Origin of the sequence: Ramlibacter sp. AN1133, assembly GCF_037890035.1 — a bacterium.
In the GTDB taxonomy this organism is placed as follows: Bacteria; Pseudomonadota; Gammaproteobacteria; order Burkholderiales; family Burkholderiaceae_C; genus Ramlibacter.
This window is the reverse complement of record NZ_JBBKTQ010000011.1, coordinates 180,494-205,397: the sequence shown is the minus strand read 5'-3', so window position 1 is coordinate 205,397 and position 24,904 is coordinate 180,494. Positions and strand designations below refer to the sequence as shown.

The window sequence follows — 24,904 nt, the reverse complement described above, 5'->3', positions numbered from 1 at the left end:
GCGGGCGCTCGTTCGGCAGGCGGCTTGCACACGGGACCGGCTTCGAGGGAGGCCTGGCGGTCATCCTCGTTCCAGTGATGTCGCTGTGGCTGGACATCTCCCCTGTCGCCGCGTTCGTGGCCAATCTGGGGCTACTCGCATTCTTCTTCGCCTACGCCGTCGCGTTCACGGTAAGCGTGGCCTCGATACCCTCTTGACGTTCAGACCTTGATGTCGGCCAGCCAGTCGTTGACGTCGGCGACATCAAAGGCGTTCGGATCCCAGCTTTCATGGCCAAGCCATCCGGCCATGTTCTTGTGTTCTGGGTGGTGGGGATCGGCCATGGCCTGCAGGAAGTCCTCGTAGCCAGGCGCGCCGCCGCAGTCCTCGGGCGGGGTCGCACCTCCGCCGTCGATGCACCAGGGTAGCCTGATCTGCGGATCCGGCGCGAATGTCTTCTCCAGCTTGATGCGGTGTTCCCAGGAGTCTCCGAAGTCGTACACGTAGTGCAGCGTGCGCCCGCCGCCAACTGCGGTGGTGAGCCGGATGCGCTCGCTCGCGACCTCTCCAGGTGCGTCGTAGTCGGGGTCGCTCGTGCCGTAGCGCTGCCCGTCTCGTCCGATGAACTCGTGCAGGTGGGAATGGGTCCAGCCAAAGGCGGCCTGGATCACCATGTGCAGCTTCAGCAGCGTGATCGTCTCGGGCACCAGGATGCGCCGCCACACCTTGGGCTTGACCTCCTTGAGCTCGATGTGGAGCTGCAGCATCGGCACGGGCAGCTTCAGCCCTTTGACGCGTGTCGCCATCCTCAGGCCACCTTGGCGTGCTGCTCGACGCAGGGCCGCAGATTCCACGGCAGCAGTTCGTGAACCCGGTTGACCGGATGCTCACCGATGCGCTGAATCACCTCGCGCAGATAGGCCTCAGGATCCAGGCCATTGAGCTTGGCGGTTTCCACCAGGCTGTAGAGGGCGGCAGCGCGTTCGCCGCCGTCGTTGGAGCCCATGAACAGGTAGTTGTTTCGCCCAAGGGCCACACCGCGCAGCGCCCGTTCGGCCGCGGAGTTGTCGATCTCGACACGGCCGTCCTCGACGTACCGTGTCAGTGCCTGCCACCGTCCCAGGCTATAGCGGGCAGCCTTGGCCAGCTCGGACTTCGCCGATACGCGCGTCAGTACCGCGTGCAGCCAGTCGTGCAACTCTGCCAGCAGCGGTCCGGCGCGTGCACGGCGATGTTGCCGTCGAATATCCGGCGGCTGGCCACGAATCTCGGCCTCGATTGCGTACAGCGCCTGGATGCGGCGCAGCGCCTGCGCGGCCAACCCGTTTTCGTCGCGGCCGTGTTCGATGTACAGGTCCCACCAAGGGCGTCGTGCGTGGGCCCAGCATGCCGCTTCCGTTACCCGGCCGCTGTCATACAGGCCGCCCCAGCCTCCATAGGCGTCGGCCTGCAGGATTCCAGTGAAGCTGGCGAGGTGGCCGCGTGGATGTTCACCCTTGCGATCCGGCGAGTAGCGGTACCAGGCCGCCGTTGGCGCGTGGCTGCCACTGGCGCGATCGTCGCGCACGTACACCCACAGGCGGCCGGTGCGCGTCCTGCCTTCACCGGGAGCGAGCACCTTCACCGGCGTGTCGTCGGCGTGCACCTTCTGCGCGGCCAGCACGTAGCGCCCCAATGCGGCAACCAGCGGATCCAGCAGATCGTGTACCTGCTCGACCCAGCCGGCCATCGTGGAGCGGTCGATCTCCACGCCCTCGCGCGCATAGATGCGGCTTTGCCGGTACAGCGGCAGATGGTCGCAATACTTGCTCACCATCACGTGCGCGAGCAGGCCGGCGCCGGCCATGCCGCGACTGACTGGTCGCACAGGAGCAGGAGCCTGGAAGATCGTTTCGCACTTCGTGCATGCCAGCTTCGGGCGCACGGTGCGAATCACCTTGAAACGCGCAGGCACGTATTCCAGGTGTTCAGACACATCCGCGCCGATGCGGCGCAGACGCCCGCCACATGCGCTGCAGCCACAGGGCTGTCCGGCGGCGTCGTGGTGCGCCCCGGTGGTCCCTGGTCGGTGCTCGTGATTTTCGCGTGGCAGATGCGCCGGCAGGCTGCGGTCGATCTGCGAGTTGTTCGCTGCCGGCTTTGGCGCCGCCTTGCGGCTGGCCACTTCATCCAGTGGTGCTGCTTCGATCAGGCTACCCTGTGCCGCATCGAATCGCTCGCTGGACGTGCCGTACAGGGTCCGGTTGCGCCTCGCGAGTTGAAGCGTCAGCCTCTCCACCATCAGCTTTAGAAGATCGCGCTCGGCCTCGCTGACCTGCAGGCGCTGCTTGAGAGCCTCGACGTCGTCGGGCATCTCGTGGGAGGTGTCGCTGCGGCCAGGCACATCGATACTGTGCCAGCTCGGCGCCCACGCGCCTATCAGGGCAGCACCGGAGTCGACGTCATACAGTACGTCACGCTGCGAGCCGCGGTGCGTCGGTGCGCACCGGCATCCTCCAGTCGATACCTTCCAGCAGCATCGACAACTGCGCAGGCGTGAGCGCCACGCTGCCGCTGTCTGCCTGCGGCCACACGAAGCGACCACGCTCCAGGCGCTTGGCCAGCAGCAGGAGGCCTTGGCCGTCGAACCAGAGCACCTTGAGAATGTCTCCCCTGCGGCCGCGAAATGCGAACACGTGCCCGCAGAAGGGATTGGCCGCCAGCGTCGTCTGCACGATGGCCGCGAGTCCGTCAAAGCCCTTCCTCATGTCCGTGTGGCCCGCCACCAACCACACGCGCGTGCCCGCAGGCAGGCCGATCATGCGCGCAGCGCTTGCAGCACCATCCGCAGCTGCGCCGGCTGGGTGCCGTGGTGCACCCGCACCAGGGCGCCGGCGACTTCGATCTCGATCGGATGAGAGCTCGGCGCAGGCTGCGGGGTCGCAGCAGTGGACTCCACCCCGCAAGGCTGCGGCGCCAACACCACCGGCAGGACAGCGGGCGCTCCCCGGGGCTGCGCCAAGTGCTCAAGTCGCATCCAGCGTCGAAGCTGGTTTGCATTGATCTCGTGGCGCATCGCCAGCGCAGCAACCGAGACGCCAGGCAGACCGGCTTGTGCAACCAGCCAAGCCTTGAAGGCGCTGGAGAAGACCCGTTTGCCGTTGGCCTTGACGCGCTCCACTCGTTCGCCATGCCAGTCTGAGGTGTGTCCACTGTCTTGCATCGTGGACACATCCTGAACTGCTCTTCCAGTCAGCTCAATAGGGCCTTGAGGCCGCGCTTACCGTTCACGTGGGCGTTCGATCGCGCCTTTGGACTGCCTGCATGGGCGGTGGAGAAAAATCCCAAGGCAGTTGACGCGCAGGCAAAGAGTCTTCGGTGTGGGTGACTGCGTCTGCTTGGGGGGTCGGAAGCGGCCGTGTTTGCTGAGCGTACCCAGTCAGGGACCGCGATTCACTCGAGGGACGCCGTTCTTCTTCGATTCCTCAGATGAGGTCCCTCTTCAGGCCGAAGCCGATGGTCAGCGCGATCGCATCTTCATCCGACAACAGCTTAATTCCGCTGCGAGGCAAGGCAGAAGGTCATAGCTCACCAATGCTACGACGCGGGATGCTGCCCGAGGGAACAGCCGCTTCCGGCCATCTGCTGTCTCCGTGGTCATCGCGCCAACGACCGGAACAGACTGGGAGCGGACGGTCGGGTTGGCGCCGGCCAGTGTCGGCGATCGCCGATAGCCGACATTGACGACGTGCAGGATGATCGATCGCGATTTGGCCGGCAGCAGACGCTCGCGTGCGCACTTCCAAGAGCGACGTTTGTACTATTGCTTAGCAAACGCGCTTTGCCGATGCGTCCGATCCCGCTCGCTCAGGGCTCAGTATCCGAAGGAACGCGATCCGGTTTGCGTCGATATGACCCACTCCGGAGACCTTGAGCGACGCCGCCCGCCCATCGGAGGAAGTGTCGCCAGGGGGCTCTGAACAATGCTGTCGTCCGCCACATGCCTGTTCTTCGGGCGTCAGCCTGCCACTTGTCCGGTGCGCTGATCTCCTCAGAAACGAATCCCAGTTCAATCAGTGTTCGCCAATCGATGCCGAGGCTCCGGAAGAAAGCTCGAGCCCTTTCCGTATTCGGTATCGTTCCAAGACTTCCGCACAACCAGACGACAGCCAGTTCACCGGAGATGAAGGCCTCAGGGTGCTCAGGCAAAAGCGCCAGCGCCGCTTCCTTGAGCGTTGCTTTAAGAGAAGGCTCCAGTTCGTGGCCGCGTAAACCCCGAAGCAGCGCCAGCCAAATTGCACGCTCCGTATAGTTCGTGGAAAACACTCGATCCGCGAGGTAGGTCGGGGCTGGATACCTATCGGCAGCTAGCGGCTTGTCCCGCACGTATCGCTGCTGCTGGATCGCGCTTGCGCAAGCCAGTAGCAACTGCATCGATGTGGCGCCTTGGCTGAGAACAGCTGACTGGTCCCCGAGCGGTGGCACGTTGACTTCTGTGTTGGACAAAAAGTACGGCTGAAGTGAGAGGCCTTCAGTCAGGTTCCCGAGCGCACTCAACCGGTCCACGACCGGCCCCTCCATGAGTGCGTCCACTTGGGCAATTCGTGAAAGAAGCTGAGCCTCTTTGCACCATGGGCAGTGGGCTTTGTCGTGCCAGTCAGGAAGAGGAATTTCGTGCAAATGCGATAGGCTGGCGGCCCATCGGTGAGTTCCTGTGAGACCAGCTTTTCGCTGCGCGTACCTCTCCTCAGATGCGGACGTCGAAATGAGGGTCAGGAAGTGCACAGTCGAAAGGAGTGGAGATAGTGCCGCCCCTTCTTCGCGAAGACTTCTGTTAATGCCATCAAGGCGCCCGCCGGTGATAAACACATCGTCTAGCACCAGCACGGTGGAAGCTGTCCGAAGCGCGTCTCGTACAGCCGGGTCATCCAGCGCTGACGCCAGAGCGTTCACATACCTGACCCTGCTGCAGCCTAGCAACCCCACAGCGAAATCAGCAAGGACCTCCGCTGTGGGATGAGATGGGGAGATCACGACGTCCGGGCGGGGGGACAAGTTGCGAAGTGCCTCGGAAAATTCCGAACGGAATTCCTCAGCGCGCATGAGTGAGCCTACGTCTATGTAAAACGCGTGGTGCCGAGGAACATATTCATTCGGATCGTCGTAGTGAACCCGCAGCACTCCCGGGACCTTGCCGTAGCGCTCTAGAAACTTCCTTTGCTTGTCGAACCTCTGTCGCGGCAAGGCGACTGCTTGGCCAGGTTGATACCCTACTAGATAAGTGCTGCCACTGACGTTAACGGGTTGGCTCCCCCCCTGACAGAGGCCACACTTCTCGTCGGGCCCAAAGTGTGAGTAGTCTCGAAGCGGCAAGTTACAAAGCACCTGCACAGCAGGGATTTCCTGGACAGAGAAGACTACCAACGTGGCTGGTGGGGGCCGTCGAGCAGCGCGCGCGCAGTCCGCGACGAAACGTGCCAACCTCCCTGTCGATGCAATTCCGATCAACAGGACTAGCTTGTGGGCTTCGAATTTGGCAAGGGTGTCGATCGTCTCGGTCCGAGTCTGCACGTCAGTGGAATAGCTCCTGAGCGCGTGGACAGCGACATTACTTCGAAAGAACTTCGAGATCCGTACTCCCAGCAGAAGCATGCTGGGGTGGTCCACTACCAGTTTGAAGCCCTGTGAGGCACCTTCCGGATCGGATCTGCGAAGCTCGAGTGCAACCCAATACGCAAACAGGTCAACAGTGTCGAGATCCACGCAAGCTTCAGCCAGTCTGATGAACAGGGAGGTGTGCGCACCCGACGGTAGGACAAAGTGATGATTCTGGGACGCCTCAACCAAGCAGCGGGGAAACTGCGCTCTCAGAGCCTTGTCTAGTGCTGCCGTGCGAATGGCGACCACGGCTTGATCGTCGGCGGTCTGCAGAATCGGAAGCACATGATCAGCGTACTTAAGCTGGAGAGGATGCAGTTCGAGATCCGCAGTCCCTACGTGAGCTAGCGCTTCGCAGATCTCATGAGGATCTGGTGCGATAAACACGTGGAGTCCGCCTGCACGTCGGGCAAGGGCATCCCGTTGAATCTCCAGCGGCTCGCCGAGAACTCCGTCGGGCGCGACAAGCTGCATCCAAAAGTCCGCCACGGCGCGAATCACGATGCCATAAGCGTCTACCAGTTCGGCGTCGGGGACCTGCGCAATTGCGTGCTCTAGGTCCTCCATCGAGTAAGCTGGCAAAGGGCTGAAAGCGACCTTCATCGGCGGAAGAGGCGCTCTTGGTCAGGATGTTCCGTTGGGACCGGGAGGAAAATGGAAAATGTCGTCCCAATCTCCATGTCCGTATGCCTTTGCTGCTGGACATCGAATTTGAGCGCTGGGTACTTCTCTTCCGCTAGTGAAAAGTCTTGCGTTGCGGATTGATCCCCGGACTGAATCCTGACAAGCGCCTGCAGCCGTCCTGCTGCCGCGACCATACTTGGCAAACCCAAGCCGCGGCTCACCATTCCAGGTGGCTTTCTACTCTCGCCCTCTCTGAACGCACGCGCAAATCTGTCGTTCGAAAGCTCGCTCTCAGGTACGGCGGGTAGTGTCCGGGCAATCCCATCGCCTTGATCGCACACCGTTACGCAGACTAAGCCTCCCCCTTTGTGCAGTTGTCCCTCCTGCAGACGCATCGAATAGGCCTTGAGGTCACTAGACAAATCTCGAACTTGAATGTCTGTATGTCCGAAGAGCAATTTTTCCAAGATGACTGCGCGTGTGCTTCTGCCTCGCTTTCGTTCGTCCGCAGGAAGCCCATGCTCTAGGCTGTTGCGAAAGCCCTCATAGACGAACGAGAGAAGACTGGCTTCGAGCCTTGAGTGGAAGGACTTCTCCAGTCCGATTTCCTGGGCCATCCTCCTCAAAGCAACGAGAAATGTTGAGGGCGCGGGGAACTCGCCATCGGAATTCGCTGGCGTTAGGAGAATTAAAGGGAATGGGAAGGCCGGGTCTGCGGAGACCAAGGCCCGCTGAGTGCCGAGACCTATGCAGCCATTAGTAGTTTTGTAGAGCGCGCCAAGCAAAGGTTTGAAATTACCGCTCGCGGGCGTGCCTTGACTTTCGAAGGAAATGTTCTTGACAACACGAGCCAGCGAAAAGCCGAACGGAGTGCCAAAGATCGTCCTCTGACATTCATCCAGACTTTTCGGCTCAGCGAAGTCGCACAAGACCTCCAGGGTCTCAGTCAGTGGCATCAAGCCGCGCAGTGCTGAGAATGCAAGACCCTGAGCCCCGGGCTCGAAGCTAGATGATCTTGAGATCTGAAGTTGGGAAGCTATGTTCAGCTGCCACTTCAGAATCTCGGCGACAGAGGTCCGCTCGCGCAGACGAATAGTGTGCATAGAACCTAGCGTATAACAGTGCGGCCAACGCTAGTCAACTGCTCGGAGGGCTCTTCACGCAGGGCGTCTTCATTCACCCGCGGCCCGAAGCGCGATCACTGTGCGGATCGCCACCTTCGACCCGAATCAGACGAACTCGGCCTCAGATGTTCGTCTATGCGCACTCAGGAAGGCTGAGGAGGTTGTTGGGCTGCTCACCGTCATCTCGGATCTTGAGATACTTGTTGCCCCATCGACTCGTTGCCACGTCGACCCAAACGCTCTTGCCGCCAACGGAAACGTAGGGCTGCCACTTCCCCGCCTCGATGCCTGCAATGGCCTCCTGTTGCCCGAGCTTCCATCGCGTCCCGTCTGGGTTGCCTCCGCCGATGGTGTGAATGCGATCATGGGGATCCATCCGCGGAGTCTTGTTTATGCAAGTAATCTGAACGTTCTGCGCCATATGCCGCTCCAACAGTGCGTCAAACTTTAGAGGCAGCCTCCAACGAAAGCATCGCCCTGCCGGCGGAAGGCAAAAAGTCCTAGCACGACTGCTTGCGACCCGTTGACGTCGGTCGCCCTTCTACAGGTGAGGGTGCCTTACGGCCGCATTCGACCGGAAAAGGTGAACTTGACTCCCACCAGCGACCGACCGCACCCGCTGCGAGCCGGGTCTTGCTCACAAGACCGATTCAGACTGCCTGCGGACTCACAGAGATATTCGACCGAAAGACCGCAGTTGTCCGTACTTGGCATTGGCCGCCGAGCGCAGCGAGGTATGCGGCAATGCTTGTCTTAGCACTCCGCAGGCGCCGGTCGGCGCGTGGTAGCCGGGTCATGGCAGTGCCGCATAGTTCATTTCAACGCTTCTTGTCGGGTGCCCAGTAGTACTCTTTCCCGATGGGAGCGATCGGCTTGACTGGCCGGATCGGCTCGATCGGTTTGATGGGCTCGATCTTCGGGATCTTGGGGATCCCAGGGACCTTAGGAATTCCGGACGGTTTGTTTCGAAGTTTCCACGTCATGATTGCTCCTTTTGCCCTGGCCAACTAGTTGGAGAACCCGAAAAGGCGCAGCAGGCGATGCCAGAAGCCACCGCGGCGCTTCCCAGCCTCGCCCGCCATGTGCTCCTCTAAGCGGCCGTGATCGCGCGCACGGCCTGCGGCGACCTTCGCCTCGGACCAGTCCTCCGCCCACCGGACTTCACCTTGCAAAATCCAGTAATGCGATCGGCACGGCTTCTGCCAATTTCCGATCGATGGGCTCAGCGTCGGCCCCCTGGGCGTCTCTTGCAACTGCCATTCCGCAGTTCCCAGCGGCGTGCGCACCTTTGACCCGCAGCCACAGGCACAGAGATGCTGGGCTGTCCCGAACTCCAATGACACGTACAGAATGCCGGGATCCAGTCGGCTCGGCATGTGCTCGACATGCTTCAGCTCAATCCTCATCGTCGCCGCCCTCTCCGACGATCTTGAGATCGCCGATGTCGAATAGCAGATGGAACAGGGCGTCGACCTGGGCATAGAAGCCGCGCAGCTGCTTGTATCGAATGACCGCGAGCGCGGCGTTTAGCGCGTTGAGTTCTGCGATCTGAACGTTGGTCCGATATAGATTCTCCGGCCCGTCGTTCATCTCGGCCAGACCGAGATCACGCACGCGGCGGGCGTCTTCGGGCGAGTAGTACGTCACCCTCAGCATTCCTTTTAGGGGGCCGCTGGGCGCCCGCTTCAAGCCCATGCCGACGTCAATGAAGGGGATGCCCTTCTCGATCAGCAAGTCGAAGATCGCGGCTCGCGCTGATCCCTTGTCCACGCAGACGAAGGCGAACGTCACGCCCTCGAAGGCATCACCTGACTCAGAATCAATGTAGCGCGCTTCCAGCTTCAGCCCGGACCGGAAGCTTGAGTAACGCCCTTGGTACACAATGGCTTTCTGTTGGCCGAGCTCCGATTCCTCCAACCTTCCGGGTGAGCGGAAGGCGTTGTGGAGGTGGAAAGCGTCGCCATCAAACCCGCGAATCTCCTTCGCTGGCGTCTTCACCAGATAGTCTAGGGCGTAGGCCCCGGAGCCACCCAATCCAATGACGGCGAGGACATCGTTTTCGATCTTGCGCGACAGGTCCGCAATTTCCGCCTTCGAGGTCAGGCTGTCTTGAAGCTTGAACACGGAGGGCGGCGGGTTGTCCTCGATTGACCGAAACGTAAGCGGCGATGTTCCGTGCTTGTGCGCTGCAGGTCCGGAGATGATCGCCACATAGCTCTCGATCTTGTCGAAGAAGTTCTCGAACTTTCCCCACTGCCCCGCCTTGTGCGGCTTGTTAGAGAACCGGCGTTGAACTACAACGTCGCTGCACGCTTCGGTCAGCGTGAGCGTGTGCGCGCCAGCGTCTATCGCAGGGATTGCCGCACCATCCAGCCCGCAAGGGTGCGCCCCCGCGAAAAGGATGGTGTGGTCTTCCTGGGTGACCTCGGCGGCGTCGACGAATACCAGCTTGGTAGCGATGGCTCCGACGTGCAGCGCGCCATGCTGGTCGAGATACGGAATGTCGCGAATGACCATCCAGCCACTATCGAAAGTGACGGCGTACCCCTTTTCGACCAGCTTGGCCAGGTCGTCGTTACGACTGACCAGTTTCCGAAACAGTGAATCGGATGCCATCTTTCACTTTCACGGAAGCGCCAGCTACCAGGATTCCCTCGGGCTTTTCGCCGTGGCCTTTGGTCCACTTCACGGAGTACGTGATATTGGACTGAGGGGTGTACTCAGGGACCTCCAGCTTGACCACCTGGTCATACGAGATGTCCTCGTTCTTGGGCCACTCGTGGGGTTTGCCCTCCACGTAGATCGTCACAGTTTTGTCGTTACCCATTTGAATTCTCCAGTCTTTATGGGTGTGGAACACCATCGCGGTGCGCGGAAGCGCCCACGAATCGAGCCTTAAAACTGCCGGCAGGCCTATGCCGGCATCAAAAGCACTCTTGACTGGGAATAACTAACTGTGGACAATCGCAGTCGCCAAACCGGCGAGTCCTAAAGCTCGTCACCCCGCGGCCGAATGCTCTGGTATTCGGCCGCTTTCTATTTCGCCGTCATAAAAAGTCCTCCGTCTGGTTTTGTCTTCATTGCATCTGGTCCTCGAAGTAGGGCTTTACTGAACCTGCCGTCGTAATGAAGTTCGAAAGTAGCCGCCAGTTTCCGGTCATGTGCCGGACGCGGCCAGCCACGATGCAGGGATGCACGCCCGCTTCGCGGGCCAGTTCGATCGCGTCTTCGGCCGAGTGCGACTCGCGCACGCGCGACGCCATCCACATGGCTTGCGGAATGAGTGCCTCCTGCGCGCCCGTGTCAGCTTCATCTTCCTGAACTTGCCCGCTGCGAGCTTTGTCGTCCAGGTTGTCAGCGATGAAAAGGTGCTGCGTGAGGTGCTTTTGGACGTGAACCACTTCGTGCAACAGCGCGAACCAGAAATTATCGAGGCGGTCGTGCCGAAGCGTGAGGGCAATGATCGGGGTCTTACCGGCCATCATCGCCGCGCCGTCCAAGTACGTCCTTTTGAATCGCGGTTCCACCACGAGGGAAATGCCGTGATCCGCAAGATATTTGCGGGCAAGCTGCGGCCCTTCTGCGTGCCGAGAATGCTGCGCGAGAGTGCGTAACCATGAATGAGTAATCACGCCGTGCCGGTACGTCCCACTTGGCGGAAACAGCTTTGCCTTCTGCAGTACACACGCGCGCCAGACGAGAAGCGCGTATTCGTCCATCGTGCGCGCTCCGCTTTGGAAGAGTGGTGCCCTCAATAAGGCAGGCTCCTTGGCGGCAGCCGCTACCTTAGCCAGGAATTTCTTTACCTGCTCAGCCACCTGATTTCTGATGTCTTGTCCGCGTGCTTCCTCTGCCCGTTCCAAAAGTCCGCGGTCGAACATCTCCTTGATCGGGAACCTTTCGAAGTCGTACTCAGCCTCCTCCCCGTCTACATCGGGGCTGGCTAGCTCGCTGGCCTCCGCGATCAGCGCACGCGCCGGAATCCCCAAACCCTTGTGCAAGCGTCGGATCATTTGGATGCTCAAGGGGCGCTTTCCAGTCATGACTTCAGACACCTTAGACAGGGATCCGATGAACTGCACCAAGTCTTTACGCGACAGCTTCTGCTGCTCCATCCGGAACTCGATCGCTTGGACTGCAGTGATGCTGGGCTCGTCAGTCCGTTTGGATTCGTAGTCGCTGATGACAAGGCGCAGGAGATCGAATTCAGCCTCCTCGTCACTGCCCCGAGGGCGTTTCGAACCCATCAACTCCGCCATGCGCTGCATCGCGGCCTCGTAGTCGAGGTCAGTTTTCAGAACTCGGACTTTCAACGTCATGCCTTGCTCCTCGCAGTTTTCTGGACGGCCGGCTTGGTGACCTCGGTCCATATGCGCTGTACGAGCAGGACCCCGTTCTTGAACTCTGCCTTGACGTCCAACTTGTAGAGCTTCCTGAAGGTGAAAAGAATGCGATTCGATTCGACCACCGCGTCCGCGTAGCGAGCCTGAACATCCTCAGGTCCAGCCCACGCCGACTCCTCAGCTTCGAGTTGCCAAGCGCCAAGAGGCACCCGTGCTTCCTCGTGCTGCCGCACGAAGATCTCGAGTCGAAGTTTGCCGAGGAGGAGCATGAGAGTTCCCAAATTGGGACCGATTCTATCAGTCCCAAAACGGAACGCAAGTGCTCAGCAATAGGGCCGGTACCGGGGTGGCACGAGCCGCACCGCAGGAAATTGCCAGATCCGTTCACACTCAGTTCTGGCCAGCCTTGACCGTGCCGGGCCACAGGCCAGGCGCGGTGGCAGCCAGCGCGCGCGTAGAACAGAGAGCCCGACGATGTAGGCTGCCGATAGATCGAAGGGAGTACAAGATGGATTTCAGGAGAAGGGCTCAGCCAATTGCTGTATCAAGTCGCCCTCGCACGCCGCCGGTCGGTCTCCGTCTTCCCGCGAAACACGAACTGCTTACGGGCGGAAGCGGCCGAAACGCCCTGGTGAGAGACCCGAATCGCTTCGCGTAGAATCCGGCCATCGCGCATGTCGGCGCGTGCTGCCCACCGTTGGCCCACCTGGTTCGCCGGGACGACACACTTCTTTCAGCGTGGATTCCCTAGGTCAGCGGACTTCGGCAGTGGGCACCGGAGGTTTCCGCCTATACCTCTGAGGAACGCATGCATCACATCCCCACCACGGCAACTGCCTTTGAGAAACTCAAGCTCGCAGCAAAGGCGTATCGAGACGCTCAAGGCTGCCAGCTGTCCCATGCGCTCGAAGCTGTCGCCTGCCAATCCGGGTACGCGAACTGGAAGCACGTCACAGAGTGCGCCGAGGCTACCGTGCGCGGTGCCGCTCCCTTGCTCCCTGCAAGACATCGGCTTTCGATCGCCTGCGTGGTGCCAAAGGAAGAAAACCGGCACGAGTATGTCCACTCGGTGGAGGAGCTCTGTGAGAAGCTTGGCGGCATACGTCCTTACTTCATTCGCCGACGATGCGAACAGGCGGGTTCGGGTTATCACTGTCTGTGCGAGTTGGACCCTTTTGCAACGGCGATGCAGGCCAATATCGCTCTGGACCTGGGTGACAAGCACGACTCCTGGCACCTGTTGTTTGACTTAAACAAGCCCGCGAGGGAGTTCCCTGGCTGGCAAAAGCGGGCGTATGTTGGACTGGCAACCGAGGATACCTACCCCAACGAGCATCTGACGAATAGAAGCAATCAGGATCGAAGCAACGCGCTGAACCCGAACAATCCGACGCACCAAGCTTCTCTGAATAATCGGTCGATGCACCTCAATCCAGAGAACTGGCGCTTCGGTGCTGGATCTAAGCGAGAAGGCTAGAACACCAAAACGCCGGGAATTGCGTCGCGGAATAGTGGACCCTTCTGAGGATGCCCTCCACGAACACCCGCGTAACGCGCGCCGCGGCGCTTCCATGGCAGCTATCGCCCATCGCGGACCATGGCGTAAGCGAAATCGCCGCCCTGAACCGGTTGCTCACCGTAAAGCCCAGCCACTCCATTAGGCGTCGGCCGCAGCGCCACTTTGCCACTCTCGGCACCACCCAGAGGAACGAGAGACACGTTGCTTCGTCATCGGGTAGCCGTCAAGCACCCGAGTGCCGATGATTTTCTGGATCCGCAGCGTCGGCGCTTCTTTGCCCCATCGGTTCTTCTCGTTCAAGTGCATCGACCCGGAAATACAGAGGGCCGACGGCGTCCGCCGGCTTAAGCAGAGCGCCCGAACGAGCTCAAAGGGGACAGGCCTTCGCACAGCGATCGCAACCGCGGTTGTTCTTCCCCACTACGCAAGTTCTTCCACTTGATCGAGCACTCGCGACAGCCAGATCCGGCTTGTCGTCATCCAGTTGGTCGAGGTCGATCACGCGAGCCGCTACACGGGCCGCGGCAACCGCCTCGATGGTGGACTCCACGCTGGGGATCCCGCCGGTATGCTCCTCTCTAGTGACCGCGGCGAGAATGTGAGCGCATCCCTCCAGCCCGAGAAGGGTGGCCCCTATCGCACTGGAGATGTGGTCCTGACCGATGGCGGTGTCGGTCGGTATCGGGCCCAAGGGCATGATCGGGAAGCCGGTGGAGCGCAGCAAGCCAGCAAGCCTCTTTATGTCTTTTGGCCGGGCATGGCCTGGCGACTCGATTATCACGCCAACTCCCTGACTGCTAATGTCGCTAGCTAGTTGCGCCTGCACTTCAATCTCCGCAACTTGAGCCGCATCCCCGGAGTCAAAAATGTTCGCGGCCCGGTAGGAGGCGCCCAAGCTTAGCACCGTACCGTTTCGTCTGGCGTGCGCCACGAGCTGAGGAAGGATCTGGAGGTAAGCGTTCTCCTCTTTCCAGTTCCGACTCCCCGCGTCTGAGATGATCAGCCCTCCGCCACGCGATGTGCAGGGAACAAGCCGCCTGCCCGCCAGTTCCTGAATCTTCCTGCTCGGTGTCGGGTGAATTGTGAGCAGGCCCACGCCTCCTTCCATCTGCTCGATGGCCACATCGAGCAGTTCGCTGGGATCGATTCGCCCCTCGTCAGTCCGTGACACGCTGTAGACGGGCAGGCAGGCGGCAGCGGCGGATGTCTCCTGCAGTACGCGTCGCCACAGGGGTGATTCCGCTTTAGGTCGGACGAGGCTCAGGTCGCTGATGATTTCCGGTCCATTGGGCAAGGCAGCGAGCGCCCGGATCTTTCTTGCCTGATCTTCGATCTGCCTGAGATGGCTCGCGCCAACAAGCGCCATCACCAAAGTGCGGCATCCGGGCCCGGCATCGAGCGAAAGCGACGGGGCGAGAATGCGAACGATGTGGCGAGCGTTCATTGCGAAAACATCCTTTTGACGCACGCGACGACATCCTCTGGCGAAACGTAGTGGCTACGCGCTTTCGCAACATAGGCTGGGTCTGCCGCTTCGAGCGCCGCCTTGATCCGCGGGTCATCCAACATTCGCGAGGGCAGATCACCGTCTCGTTCGGGGACCGGGAGGAGCAAGCATCCGACATCCTTCGCGAGCTGCACTTCGGCCTCGGTACCCATACCACCGTGGTACACGATGACAACTTGTGCAGCCCTCATCAACGGAGCGCGCCACTCCCGAAGCGCCGGCAGAAGCTTCGCGTCATTCGAGAAGCTGGGATTCGCGGCATACGGGTTCGAGAACAGCCGCAAGCGGGGAAGGATGTCGACTCGCTTGTGCAAGCACCGCTCCATGTAGGCCGAGGTCACATCTCTACTTGTGCCGGTCGACTGGCCATCGAGAAGGACCAGCCCCGGCTCTTCGGCTAGCCGCTCGCCGACGGATCTAGGATGGCTCGTCGCAACAGTAGTGTCTCGCTCATGCGATCCGGTAACGAAGACAGTGTGGCCCCTTGAACGAAGCGCAATCCCTTCCAAGATGTTCTCTAGCTCCGAGAACTCATCGATCTGGCATGCGGCGATTCCTATGCGTGATAGATCGCCCAACCAGAGGTCTTGCCGCGCCTGCTTCGCAGCAACCTCCTCCTTTGTCCCCTTCTTTTCCCGTCGAAGGACGATGTAGTGTTGGCGAAGAGCTCGCCTTCCCAGCCTGCGCGCCTCCACCGCAATGTTCCGGATATTGCTGTCAGCGTAGGAGTAACCGATAAAGAGAAGCTGCCGGTCGATTAGGTCTTGTCTGAGTCGATGGGCGGTCGCGGGTCGCCGCTCGAAGAAGTCCTCGTAGTCTTCCTGGGTGACCACCAAGTCCTTGGCGTCGGACTGTTCAATACAGCCGTGCATCTTGATCACCTCGATGTCCGGAACCCTTCCGCCGCGGGAGATGGATTCGTCGGAAGCACGAACCGTCACCTTGAATTGAGACCGAAATGCCTCCTCAAGCAAAGTGTCGTAGTTCGTGGTCCATAGGCACTTCACGTTGGTCTTTGCCAAGATCGCGTGGTACACGTTGTGCGCGTATGTCTTCTGCAGGACGTCGCGAAAGTGAGCGATCAGGGGTGCCCGATTGTTCGTTCGGTTGACGATGTGCTGCGCGATCAACGGAAGGTCGTCGTCGGGCTTCAGCTGGATTCTCAGCCGTGTTACGGCCATGTCCCTAAGTAGGTCCTGCCAGCCCGGCACGCCAGACGGGGTCGAAATCCCCGACCCAACGAACACAGCGCCGCGGCCCTCTACCAGAGCCTTGGAGAACTCGTTGATCACGTCCTGAGGTTGCAGCACTTCAGCCTTTCTAAGTCATTCTTGATGCACTGGTTCTCCGCTGCTCATAGGCATCGGGCTCAGGAGTCCTTGCTCACTCTAGCGCAGAAATGCTACGGCTTGAGTGCGACACCGCTTTTTGGCACCCGATGTGCCTCGCAGCTAGTCGCCTACTTTCCTGCCGGAACACTCCATGGCCAATTCCCAGATCCGAGGCACGCCAGCCGACCAAAATGATGAGGCACGAGGCGCCCTGCGCGCTTCACCGTGATTACGAAGGCAATCGGCCCGGGGCCGCGCGGCATGGCCGACGACGATTGGTAAGTCCAGAGATCGTTCGTGATCGACTTCTTATGGCCGCGACCGTGAGTCGGAATCATCGCTCCACAGCTGGCCGTACCGCCCAGCCTTCGGAATCACCCGCTCCCGGTGGGAAAGTGCCCGCGCGCGGCCGAGACGCATCCTGGATGTCCCTCAACTTGATGGGAGACCATCATGACAGCCGAAGGCAATACCACTCACCGCGAGCCGTGGAACAAAGGCAAGATCGTCGGGCAAAAGGCACCCTTCAAAGTGAAAGACATCTGGGCGCTGCGTGTCCGCCTGCAGATGGAAGGGCGGGTGCGAGATCTCGCGCTCTTCAACTTGGGTATCGACAGTAAGCTTCGCGGATGCGATCTCGTCGCCCTCAAGGTCCGAGACGTCTGTCATGGAGACCAGGTTGCGACGCGCGCCACTGTCATGCAGCACAAGACCCAGCGCCCCGTGCAGTTCGAGATCACGACAGCCGCCCGGGACGCTCTGCAGGCGTGGATCAAACTGGCCGGGTTGAAGTCGGAAGCCTTCCTCTTCCCCAGCCGGCTCCACGATTCGCCTCATCTCGGGACCCGGCAGTACGCACGGATCCTACAACAGTGGGTTGAGGACGTAGGCCTGGACCGCGCCGACTACGGCACGCACTCGATGCGCAGGACGAAGGCAACGTTGATCTATCGGCGCACCAAGAACCTTCGCGCCGTGCAACTGCTCCTCGGACACTCCAAGCTTGAATCGACGGTAAGGTACCTTGGTATCGAAGTCGATGATTCTCTTGAGATCTCAGAGCAGACGGAAATCTGAGGGAGGGGAAAATCGCGACCGCGTCGGTGGTGCATCGGGGCGGTCGCTCTCGACGACCGCCATCGGGGTGCCGACTTGGCAATGTCGGCAGCTCCTTGGATTCCGGGCGTTGGGGCCGCAATTGGGTGGTAGCTCAATGACCGAATTAGAGCCGAGACCGTGAGCCCGACGTTCAACAGCGGCCGACCGCTCCCGCTGCACTGCCGACTCTTGGTGCCTGAACGACGCGTCCAGACTGCGGGTGGACGATCAGGGTTGGCCGATGACGGCGGTCGCCGATACCTGCGCATGATGCAGACCCAGGCGTACCGCCGGTGTCCCCGAGCTGTGCTGGCAAGGGACTGTCACCTTGGAGCCATTTTTGTGACCAAACAAATGGGGCCGCAAAGTGACGAGTGCGTCGCGCCCAAGACACTCGCTCGTCTCGCCGGGATGTTCGACCTCGGAACCGCCTGAACGCGACCAACGTGCTCCTCCCAATGGGCGAGGAAGTTACCTGCGGGCGGGAGTTCATCGCGTTCAGCGCTACGATATGCTCATCCGTACGTAAGGCTCAACTTCTGTAGGCGCGGGCATAACGTGAGAAATCTCGACGCAAAGTCGAGAAACGGACAGGAGTGAGTACGTAAGGCTCAATTCGTGCAGCGAATTGGCCACAGCGGCGCGAGGAGGCGCGACTCATGGACCCAGCGGAGGCCATGCAGTCCCACGTGCAGGACTGCGTCGGAAAACTGCCGGTCATCGTGCTGGGCAGCGGAGCATCCGCTGGGCACGGCATTCCAGGCATGGGAGCGCTGGGCAGACACCTAGCGAGCTCAATTTTGCCCGCAGGCTGCGAAGCGGCCCCGCACGCCACTGCGTGGAGAGACTTTCTAGGCAAGGTGCAGGTGATGGACCTTGAGTCCGCCCTGACCGGCGTCAATGTCACCCCTGAGGTACTTGGTCATATCGTAAACACCACCTGGAGTTTCCTCAATGAAGCGGACTTCAGGATATTCCAACAGGTACTGACAGACCGGCGCCTGCTGCCGCTTAGCCGACTCTTTCAACACCTCTTGCGCAGCACCGCTATGGAGCTGCAAGTTGTGACTCCGAACTATGACCGCTTGGCAGAGTATGCCGCTGAGGCTGCCGGTTATTGCGCGTACACGGGTTTTACTCTTGGCATGTTCGGGACCCGTGCCGTCGATGTCCCACGGATCTATGCAGCGCGCCGTGCTGCCAGAACGGTCAACGTGTGGAAGGTGCATGGCTCTCTGGGCTGGTTCAGCGGCCCAGACGGGTCCATTGTTTCACTGGGCCCTCTAAAGACGCTTCCAGGGGGCTTTAGCCCAGTCATCGTCACGCCTGGGACGGAGAAATATCGGCGCACGCACGAGGAGCCATTTCGTAGCGCGATGCACAGCGCCGATGATGCCGTGGCTCGGGCGAACGCGTTCCTGTGCATCGGTTACGGTTTCAATGACGACCACCTGCAGCCCCTGATGATGGAGCGCTGCACCCGTCCTGAGGTCCCGCTGGTTCTGATTACCAAGGAGATCACTTCGACGGCCCACCGGTTCCTGAAGAGCGGACGGTGCAGCCGCTACGTTGCTCTGGAGGAGTGGGCGCACGGCACGCGTATGTTCACTCACGAGGTGCCGGATGGTCTTGAGCTGCCAGGTGAGCAGCTCTGGCGCCTCGATCGATTCCTGTCCCTTGTCACTGCATAAGCACCTATGAGCATTCTCGATTACCGAGACAACGAGTCGCTGGGTCGCGTTCGTTCTGTGGATACGGCAACGGTGGTGATCGCCGTCGACGATGTGGACCGGTTGCGCAAGCTGCAGGTCAACCGTCTAGCGGTACTGCAAAGCAGTCGTGCAGGCCAGCATCTGATCGGGATCATTCAGAAGATCACGCGAACGGCGCTGGATGGGAAGGATAGCTTGGCAGAGACAGAGAACGAGGACGTCGACGAGCCGGTTTCAGAGCTCAACGTGGTGCGCATTGCGCTGATTGGCACGCTGATGGACAGGGTCGGAACACGCAACAACGTGTTCCTGCGCACCCTGGAAACAGTCCCGGAGATCGACGCCAACTGCTTCGCGCTCGAGGGAGAGCGGCTGACCGCTTTTATGCGCGTGATCGCCAATATCTCGGGCGACGGGCAGAAGCTCACGTTAGGGCACTACACGCTAGATGAGAGCGCGGATGCATTCCTGAACGGCAACAAGTTCTTCCAGCGTCACGCGGTGATCGTCGGCAGCACGGGCTCCGGCAAGTCTTGGACCACCGCCAGGATCCTCGAGCAGGTAGCGGCCCTGCCCAACGCCAATGCGATCGTGTTCGACATCCACGGCGAATACTCGCCATTGACTTCGAAGGGCTTTCAGCATTTCCGCATCGCAGGTCCGGCCGACTTGGGTGGTGGAGGATCTCTCGATAACGGCGTCATCTTCCTTCCGTATTGGCTTCTTGGCTACGAAGCCATGACGTCGATGTTCGTTGAGCGCACCGACCAGAACGCCCCCAACCAAGCGATGGTGATGTCTCGTGCTATCTTGGGCGCCAAGCGGAAGTACCTGCAGGAGCAGAGCCGCAGCGACGTCCTTGACAACTTCACGATTGACAGCCCAATTCCGTTCGACCTTTCAGTCGTCATCGACGACTTGACCAAGCTGAACGACGAATTGGTGCCCGGCGCTCGCGCAGGATCCGAGAAGGCGGGCGAGTTCAACGGCAAGTTAAGTCGGATGATCCAGCGTCTGGAGAACAAGCGCACGGACCGCCGACTGGGATTCCTGTTCCAAGGCGATCGTGAAACGCAGGCGTTTGACTGGCTTGATCGGCTTGTCACCGCTCTCCTCGCCGGCTCTCTCGACCAGAAGAAGGGCGGAGGTGGCGTGAAGATCATCGACTTTTCTGAGGTCCCCTCGGACGTGCTGCCGCTGATGGTGAGCTTGGTCGCGAAGCTCGCCTTCTCCGTGCAGCAGTGGACGGAAGTTTCCATGCGCCATCCCGTTGCCATCTTCTGCGACGAAGCGCACCTCTACATCCCGGAGCGGCAGCAGGCCGGCGGTGCCGGGGAAATCTCTGTTGAAATTTTCGAGCGGATTGCCAAGGAAGGTCGCAAGTACGGCGTAGGGCTCGTCGTCATTAGTCAGCGCCCCTCGGAGGTCAACCGGACGGTCCTGAGTCAGTGCAACAACTTGGTGGCCATGCGGCTGACGAATGGCGATGACCAATCTGTCGTGCGCAGGCTGCTGCCGGATAGTCTGGGCGGGTTCGGCGATCTCCTGCCGGTGCTTGACACGGGCGAGGCGCTAGTTGTCGGGGATGCGAGCCTGCTGCCGACGCGGATTCGGGTGTCAACGCCTGAGCACCGGCCCAATAGCGGCACGGTTGATTTCTGGGAGCGCTGGGCCTCCGATAAGGAAGTCGGAGGGCTGTCGGTCGCAGTTGACGGCTGGCGAAAGCAAACGATGCAGGCTTCGGCAACTTCGACCCCCTACTGTGATCCCGCCACGACAAGATAGGAGCCTTGATGAGATTCCTGCATTCAGCCGACTGGCAGATCAGCCGCATGTACAGCCGGTTCGACGCCGGGGACGCCCAAGAACTGACCAACGCTCGCGAGGAGGGCGTCCGCCGTATCGCGAAACTAGCCACCGAGCACAAAGTGGATGCAGTGCTTGTCGCAGGCGACGTATTCGACAGCCAGACTCCGCGAGACAAGACGATCGAGCGGCTGTTCGACGCAACGCGTGGCTTCGACGGCCCCTGGCTGATGCTGCCTGGCAATCACGACGCGGCGCTGGCAGAATCGGTTTGGGAGAGGGCGAAGCGACTGAGGCTTGTTCCGCAGAACGTTCACCTCTGTCTCCAACCCGAGCTGGTGGAGGTGACGGGGAAGAGCGGAACCAAGTGCGCCGTCTTGCCGGCGCCGCTGGTGCAGCGCCACACGCACACCGACCTCACGGAATGGTTCGATGCGGCGGAGACGCCAGATGGTGCGATTCGCATCGGCTTGGCGCATGGCAGTGTCGAAGGCCTCCTCGCCGAGGACATCGATTCGCAGAACCCGATCGCCGGGGACCGCGCTGCGCGCGCACGTCTGGACTACCTCGCGCTGGGCGACTGGCACGGCATGAAGCAGATCGACGCGCGCACCTGGTACAGCGGTACGCACGAGCCCGAACGCTTTCGCGGCAATGAGCCCGGCTACGTGCTCCTCGTGGAGATCGATGCCCCTGGCAGCATCCCGCGAGTGACACCGGTCAAGTGCGGCAAGTATGCGTGGAAGAAGCTCGCACTCGAGGTGCAGGGCGAGGCCGATGTCGACAGCGCGCTGCGCGACCTCGCGTCCATCGATGGCAGCGTGGTCGCGGACATCTCGCTCACCGGCGTGTGCGACCTGGCCTCGCAGGAGCGGCTGCAGGCGGCCGTGGAAGCGGCAGAGCGGCGCGCGGCGGCCTCCGCGGTACGTGACAACGACCTGCGGATCCTGCCCAGCGAAGCCGACCTGCAGGCGCTGCGCGGCGACGGCTTCGTGGGCGCCGCGCTGGAGCAGCTGAAGGATCAGTTGCACGGCAGCGAGCCGGAGCTCGCGCGGGACGCGCTGCTGCAGCTCGCACGGATCCAGCGCGAACGCGGGCCGTCCGCGGCCAGCGCTGCGCAAGGAGCCGCCGCATGAAGCTGCAGACGATCCGCGTCGAGGGCTTCAAGCGCTTTCGCGAGGCCTTCACGATCAGCGACCTGCGCTCGGGCATCAACCTCATTGCGGCCGCGAACGGCAAGGGCAAGTCCACCATCGCCGAAGCGATCCGCGTGGCGTTCCTCGAGCGCCACAAGACCGCGAGCCTCGGCGACTCGCTGGCGCCCTGGACGCAGCCCGGCGCCACACCCACCGTGCAGATCCAGTTCGAGCGCCTGGGCAAGGTGCACCGGCTGAACAAGGCGTTCGGAAGCAAGAAGGCCTGCTCGCTGGTGGTCGAGGGTGGCGCGACGCTCACCGGCGACGACGCCGAGCAGCACCTTTGCGAGATGCTTTCCTTCCGGCTGTCCAAGCGGGGCGAGAGCAGTGCGGAGCACCATGGGGTGCCGGGGCTGCTGTGGGTGCAGCAAGGCACGTCGGGCCAGATCGTGGCGCAGGTCGATAACGCGCACGAGTACATCAGCCGCGCGCTGGGCGATGATCTCGGGGAGCTCGCCGCGTCCGAGGGCGACAAGGTGATCCAGCGCGTGGAGCAGGACCTCGCGCTGCTGCAGACGCGGACCGGCAAGCCCACCGGCGAGTTCCTCCGCGCCAAAGAGGAACTCGATCGCAAGACGGCCGCGCTGGAAGAACTGCGCGAGCGCATCCGCACGTATGTGACGAAGGTCGACACCTTCTCGGACCTGCAAGCGCGCCACGCGCAAGGCGAGCGCACGCGCCCATGGGAGGCGCAGCGCTTGCAGGCCGCCCAGGCACGCGAGAAGCTCGAGGCGCTCGATGCGGTGAGCGCGCAGCATCGCGAGCTGCAGCTGCAATTGCGGGTCACGCAGGGAAGCATTGAGCGTCTGCAGGCCGCGCTTTCTGCGCTCAATGCGGAGGATCGGGCCGTTGCCGACCGCGAGGTGGATCTCGATGCTGCGCAGGAGCGCCAGGCCGCTGCCCAAGCCTTGGTCGAGGCCGCCGAGGCGACGCTGAGGACGGCGCGCGAGGAGGACACGGCTACCCGTGCACAGGCAAGCGCTGCGCGGCGCGCGGCAACCATCGCCTCGCACGAGCATGCGCTGGCGACGGCGACGCGGCGCAAGGGCGAGCTTCAGGCGCAACTCAAACTCGTGCAGGAACAGCAGGAAGAGCTCGCGCTGCGCCAGGCTTCGGTGGGACGGCTCGCGGGCTTCGAAGCCGCAGCGAAGCGGCTCGCGCCGAGGGAGAGTGCCCTTGCCGGTGCGCGCGCGAAGCTCGAAGCGGCATCGACACGGCTGGAATACGAGCTGCATGCGCCGGGCATCCGGCTGGCGGGCGAAGCGCTCAGCGGCAGCGGGACGCGTACCCTCGCGCAAGCGGCCGAGATTACCGTAGAAGGCATCGGAACGATCCGCGTTCTCCCTGGCTCGAAGGACCTCGCGCAGCTGCAGTCCGACGTCGATCGCGCGGAGGCGGAGCTCGCGCAGTTGCTGCACAACATGGGTGCCGCCAGCGCGGAGGATGCCCGCGCGCGCGAGCAGGAATGGACCGAAGCGCAAGCCGACGTGCGACGGCTCAAGGCGGTGATTGCGGGGATTGCGCAAGCGGGTGTCGAGGAGCTGCGGGCGCAGATCCACGGTGCCGAAGGCGAAGTGGAGCAACACCGCCAGGCGCTCGAGTCCATGCCGCTGGGCGAAGACCACGGCGAAATCGTACCCGTGCGAGTCGCGGAGGCAAGCGAGGCCGTCGCGCAGGCGGCGCTGCGCAAGGCGCAGGATGCCTTCGATGCCGCGCGGCCCGAGGCGCTCAAGGCGCAGGAGCAGTTGCGTCTCGCCCGGAAGGCGCTCGATACTGCGCGCGCCGTCGTGGAGACGGCCGGGCGCGACGAGCATCGGCGCAAGCTCTCGGCCGATCTCGTCAGCGCGCATGTGATGGAGGAGACGCAGGAGGCGCAGGCGACGGCCTTGTCCGCGCAGATCAACGCTGCGCGCCCCGACCTGCTGCGAAGCGACATTGACCGCTTTACGAAGAGCGCCGACGCGCTCGAGGCAGCGCACGGGCGCGTCAGGACGGAGCTGGACGTGCTCGCCGGCGAGCTGAAGGCACAGGGCGCGCTGGGCCTGCAGGAGGAAGCCGCGGCGCTCGAGGAAGAGGTCGAGCGGCTGAAGCGCCAAGTGGCCGACCGCACGCGGCGCGCTGCAGCGCTCTCTCACCTGCTAAAGGTCCTTACCGATAAACGCGCCGAAGTCGCGCGCAGCATCCGGGCGCCGCTGCAGAAGCACATCAATCACTATCTCGCCATCCAGTTTCCCGGCGCGAGCATCGAGCTCGACGAAGGTCTGCGGCCGCAGCGCTTCACGCGCACGAGCATGCACGGAAGCGAGACGGGCTCGTTCGAGGAGCTGTCCGGCGGCGAACGCGAGCAGATTGGCGTCATAGCCCGTCTGGCATATGCGGACTTGCTGAAGGAGGCCGGCAAGCCCACGCTCGTGATGCTAGACGACTCGCTGGTGAACTGCGACCTCGATCGGCTTGCGCAAATGAAGCGGGTGATCTACGACGCCGCTCAACGCCATCAAATTCTTCTCTTTACTTGTCACCAGGAGCTTTGGCTGGATCTCGGCGTCGAACCACGCACGCTGCAATAGTGACGATGAATTGAGAGGCCTCAGCACCTATGAACACAGGCTCCGGGAACTCCAGACTTCGCGCTATCGTCGCTGTTGACCCGAAGGACAGGGTCCGCTGCCAGCAGCCCGGATGCGGACATTCCGTGTATGCGGCTGTTCATGTGGTCGAGGAAGACGGTCGGCTCCTGGTGCTCGGGTCCACTTGCTTTGCGAAGCGGTACGGTGGCCCTGAGGCACTGGGCGCGGCGCAGTACGGCTCTGGTACCGGCCGCAGACTGACCGATGAGGAGCGGGAAATGCTCCTTCAGAACACACGGGCTCTTCTTGCCAGATTCGAACAAGAGGCGACGGAGGCCGCACATGCGCATGCGGCACGCCTCGAGGAATTGCGGCGCAGGCAGGCTGCGCTTACCAGCCTACGCCCGCCCGCACCTCCAAGCCCCCAGGCGACAGCCCGCCGCGCCGCCAAGCCACCC

At 61.7% G+C, this 24,904-nt stretch carries 22 protein-coding genes; 7 read left to right on the top strand and 15 right to left on the bottom strand.

The annotated features are described in order from the left end of the window. A partial coding sequence (locus WG923_RS17485) for a chlorhexidine efflux transporter (protein ID WP_340352263.1) occupies window positions 1-197 on the top strand: 197 nt, incomplete at its 5' end. Between the two features lie 3 nt (window positions 198-200). Here WG923_RS17485 and WG923_RS17480 read toward each other — a convergent pair. From WG923_RS17480 to WG923_RS17420, 13 genes are all read right to left on the bottom strand, one after another. Beyond that, window positions 201-785, bottom strand: a complete 585-nt coding sequence (locus WG923_RS17480; protein ID WP_340352262.1) for a plasmid pRiA4b ORF-3 family protein — start codon at window positions 783-785, stop codon at window positions 201-203. Window positions 786-787: 2 nt separating this feature from the next. Beyond that, window positions 788-2,332, bottom strand: a complete 1,545-nt coding sequence (gene tnpC / locus WG923_RS17475; protein ID WP_340352261.1) for an IS66 family transposase — start codon at window positions 2,330-2,332, stop codon at window positions 788-790. A gap of 100 nt (window positions 2,333-2,432) precedes the next feature. Continuing rightward, window positions 2,433-2,780, bottom strand: coding sequence for an IS66 family insertion sequence element accessory protein TnpB (tnpB, locus tag WG923_RS17470; RefSeq protein ID WP_340352260.1), 348 nt, complete (start codon window positions 2,778-2,780; stop codon window positions 2,433-2,435). Then, window positions 2,777-3,181, bottom strand: coding sequence for an IS66-like element accessory protein TnpA (tnpA, locus tag WG923_RS17465; protein WP_340352259.1), 405 nt, complete (start codon window positions 3,179-3,181; stop codon window positions 2,777-2,779). The genes tnpB and tnpA overlap by 4 nt, the downstream gene beginning before the upstream one ends. A gap of 644 nt (window positions 3,182-3,825) precedes the next feature. Then, complete coding sequence (locus tag WG923_RS17460; RefSeq protein WP_340352258.1) at window positions 3,826-6,219, bottom strand: phosphoribosyltransferase; 2,394 nt, start codon at window positions 6,217-6,219, stop codon at window positions 3,826-3,828. Beyond that, a complete protein-coding gene (locus WG923_RS17455; RefSeq protein ID WP_340352257.1) occupies window positions 6,216-7,343 on the bottom strand; it encodes a hypothetical protein in 1,128 nt (375 codons plus the stop codon). Before WG923_RS17455 ends, WG923_RS17460 begins: the two co-directional genes overlap by 4 nt. Window positions 7,344-7,497: 154 nt before the next feature. Continuing rightward, entirely contained in the window at window positions 7,498-7,785 is a 288-nt protein-coding gene (locus WG923_RS17450; RefSeq protein ID WP_340352256.1) for a DUF3892 domain-containing protein, read from the bottom strand. Window positions 7,786-8,182: 397 nt separating this feature from the next. Then, a complete protein-coding gene (locus WG923_RS17445; RefSeq protein ID WP_340352255.1) occupies window positions 8,183-8,347 on the bottom strand; it encodes a hypothetical protein in 165 nt (54 codons plus the stop codon). Window positions 8,348-8,371: 24 nt separating this feature from the next. Beyond that, window positions 8,372-8,770 carry a DUF6527 family protein gene (locus WG923_RS17440; RefSeq protein WP_340352254.1) on the bottom strand — a complete coding sequence of 133 codons (399 nt, stop codon included), beginning with the start codon at window positions 8,768-8,770 and terminating at the stop codon, window positions 8,372-8,374. Further along, on the bottom strand, window positions 8,760-9,980 hold the full coding sequence (locus tag WG923_RS17435; RefSeq protein WP_340352253.1) for a ThiF family adenylyltransferase: 1,221 nt from the start codon (window positions 9,978-9,980) through the stop codon (window positions 8,760-8,762). The genes WG923_RS17440 and WG923_RS17435 overlap by 11 nt, the downstream gene beginning before the upstream one ends. Further along, window positions 9,940-10,191 (bottom strand): multiubiquitin domain-containing protein, encoded by a 252-nt coding sequence (locus tag WG923_RS17430; protein ID WP_340352252.1) that lies wholly within the window; start codon window positions 10,189-10,191, stop codon window positions 9,940-9,942. The genes WG923_RS17435 and WG923_RS17430 overlap by 41 nt, the downstream gene beginning before the upstream one ends. A gap of 250 nt (window positions 10,192-10,441) precedes the next feature. Continuing rightward, window positions 10,442-11,683 (bottom strand): ImmA/IrrE family metallo-endopeptidase, encoded by a 1,242-nt coding sequence (locus WG923_RS17425; protein ID WP_340352251.1) that lies wholly within the window; start codon window positions 11,681-11,683, stop codon window positions 10,442-10,444. After that, the gene (locus tag WG923_RS17420; RefSeq protein WP_340352250.1) at window positions 11,680-11,976 is read right to left on the bottom strand and encodes a type II toxin-antitoxin system HigB family toxin; all 297 of its coding nucleotides are present in this window, start codon (window positions 11,974-11,976) and stop codon (window positions 11,680-11,682) included. Before WG923_RS17420 ends, WG923_RS17425 begins: the two co-directional genes overlap by 4 nt. A gap of 539 nt (window positions 11,977-12,515) precedes the next feature. On the opposite strand from WG923_RS17420, the gene WG923_RS17415 reads away from it, so the two are divergent. Next, window positions 12,516-13,184 (top strand): hypothetical protein, encoded by a 669-nt coding sequence (locus WG923_RS17415; protein WP_340352249.1) that lies wholly within the window; start codon window positions 12,516-12,518, stop codon window positions 13,182-13,184. 409 nt (window positions 13,185-13,593) lie between these two features. On the opposite strand, the gene WG923_RS17410 is transcribed toward WG923_RS17415, so the two are convergent. Further along, entirely contained in the window at window positions 13,594-14,670 is a 1,077-nt protein-coding gene (locus WG923_RS17410; RefSeq protein WP_340352248.1) for a phosphomethylpyrimidine synthase ThiC, read from the bottom strand. After that, window positions 14,667-16,025 (bottom strand): SIR2 family protein, encoded by a 1,359-nt coding sequence (locus WG923_RS17405; protein WP_340352247.1) that lies wholly within the window; start codon window positions 16,023-16,025, stop codon window positions 14,667-14,669. The genes WG923_RS17410 and WG923_RS17405 overlap by 4 nt, the downstream gene beginning before the upstream one ends. A 492-nt stretch (window positions 16,026-16,517) precedes the next feature. Between WG923_RS17405 and WG923_RS17400 the strand changes: the two genes are divergently transcribed. The 5 genes from WG923_RS17400 to WG923_RS17380 all read left to right on the top strand — a co-directional run bounded on the left by WG923_RS17400 (window position 16,518) and on the right by WG923_RS17380 (window position 24,446). After that, a complete protein-coding gene (locus WG923_RS17400; protein WP_340352246.1) occupies window positions 16,518-17,141 on the top strand; it encodes a tyrosine-type recombinase/integrase in 624 nt (207 codons plus the stop codon). Window positions 17,142-17,821: 680 nt separating this feature from the next. Then, window positions 17,822-18,853 (top strand): SIR2 family protein, encoded by a 1,032-nt coding sequence (locus WG923_RS17395; RefSeq protein ID WP_340352245.1) that lies wholly within the window; start codon window positions 17,822-17,824, stop codon window positions 18,851-18,853. A 6-nt stretch (window positions 18,854-18,859) separates the two neighbouring features. Continuing rightward, complete coding sequence (locus tag WG923_RS17390; RefSeq protein WP_340352244.1) at window positions 18,860-20,659, top strand: ATP-binding protein; 1,800 nt, start codon at window positions 18,860-18,862, stop codon at window positions 20,657-20,659. Window positions 20,660-20,664: 5 nt separating this feature from the next. Further along, on the top strand, window positions 20,665-21,816 hold the full coding sequence (locus WG923_RS17385; RefSeq protein WP_340352243.1) for a metallophosphoesterase family protein: 1,152 nt from the start codon (window positions 20,665-20,667) through the stop codon (window positions 21,814-21,816). After that, window positions 21,813-24,446 carry an AAA family ATPase gene (locus WG923_RS17380; protein WP_340352242.1) on the top strand — a complete coding sequence of 878 codons (2,634 nt, stop codon included), beginning with the start codon at window positions 21,813-21,815 and terminating at the stop codon, window positions 24,444-24,446. The genes WG923_RS17385 and WG923_RS17380 overlap by 4 nt, the downstream gene beginning before the upstream one ends. The last annotated feature ends 458 nt before the right edge of the window (window positions 24,447-24,904 follow it).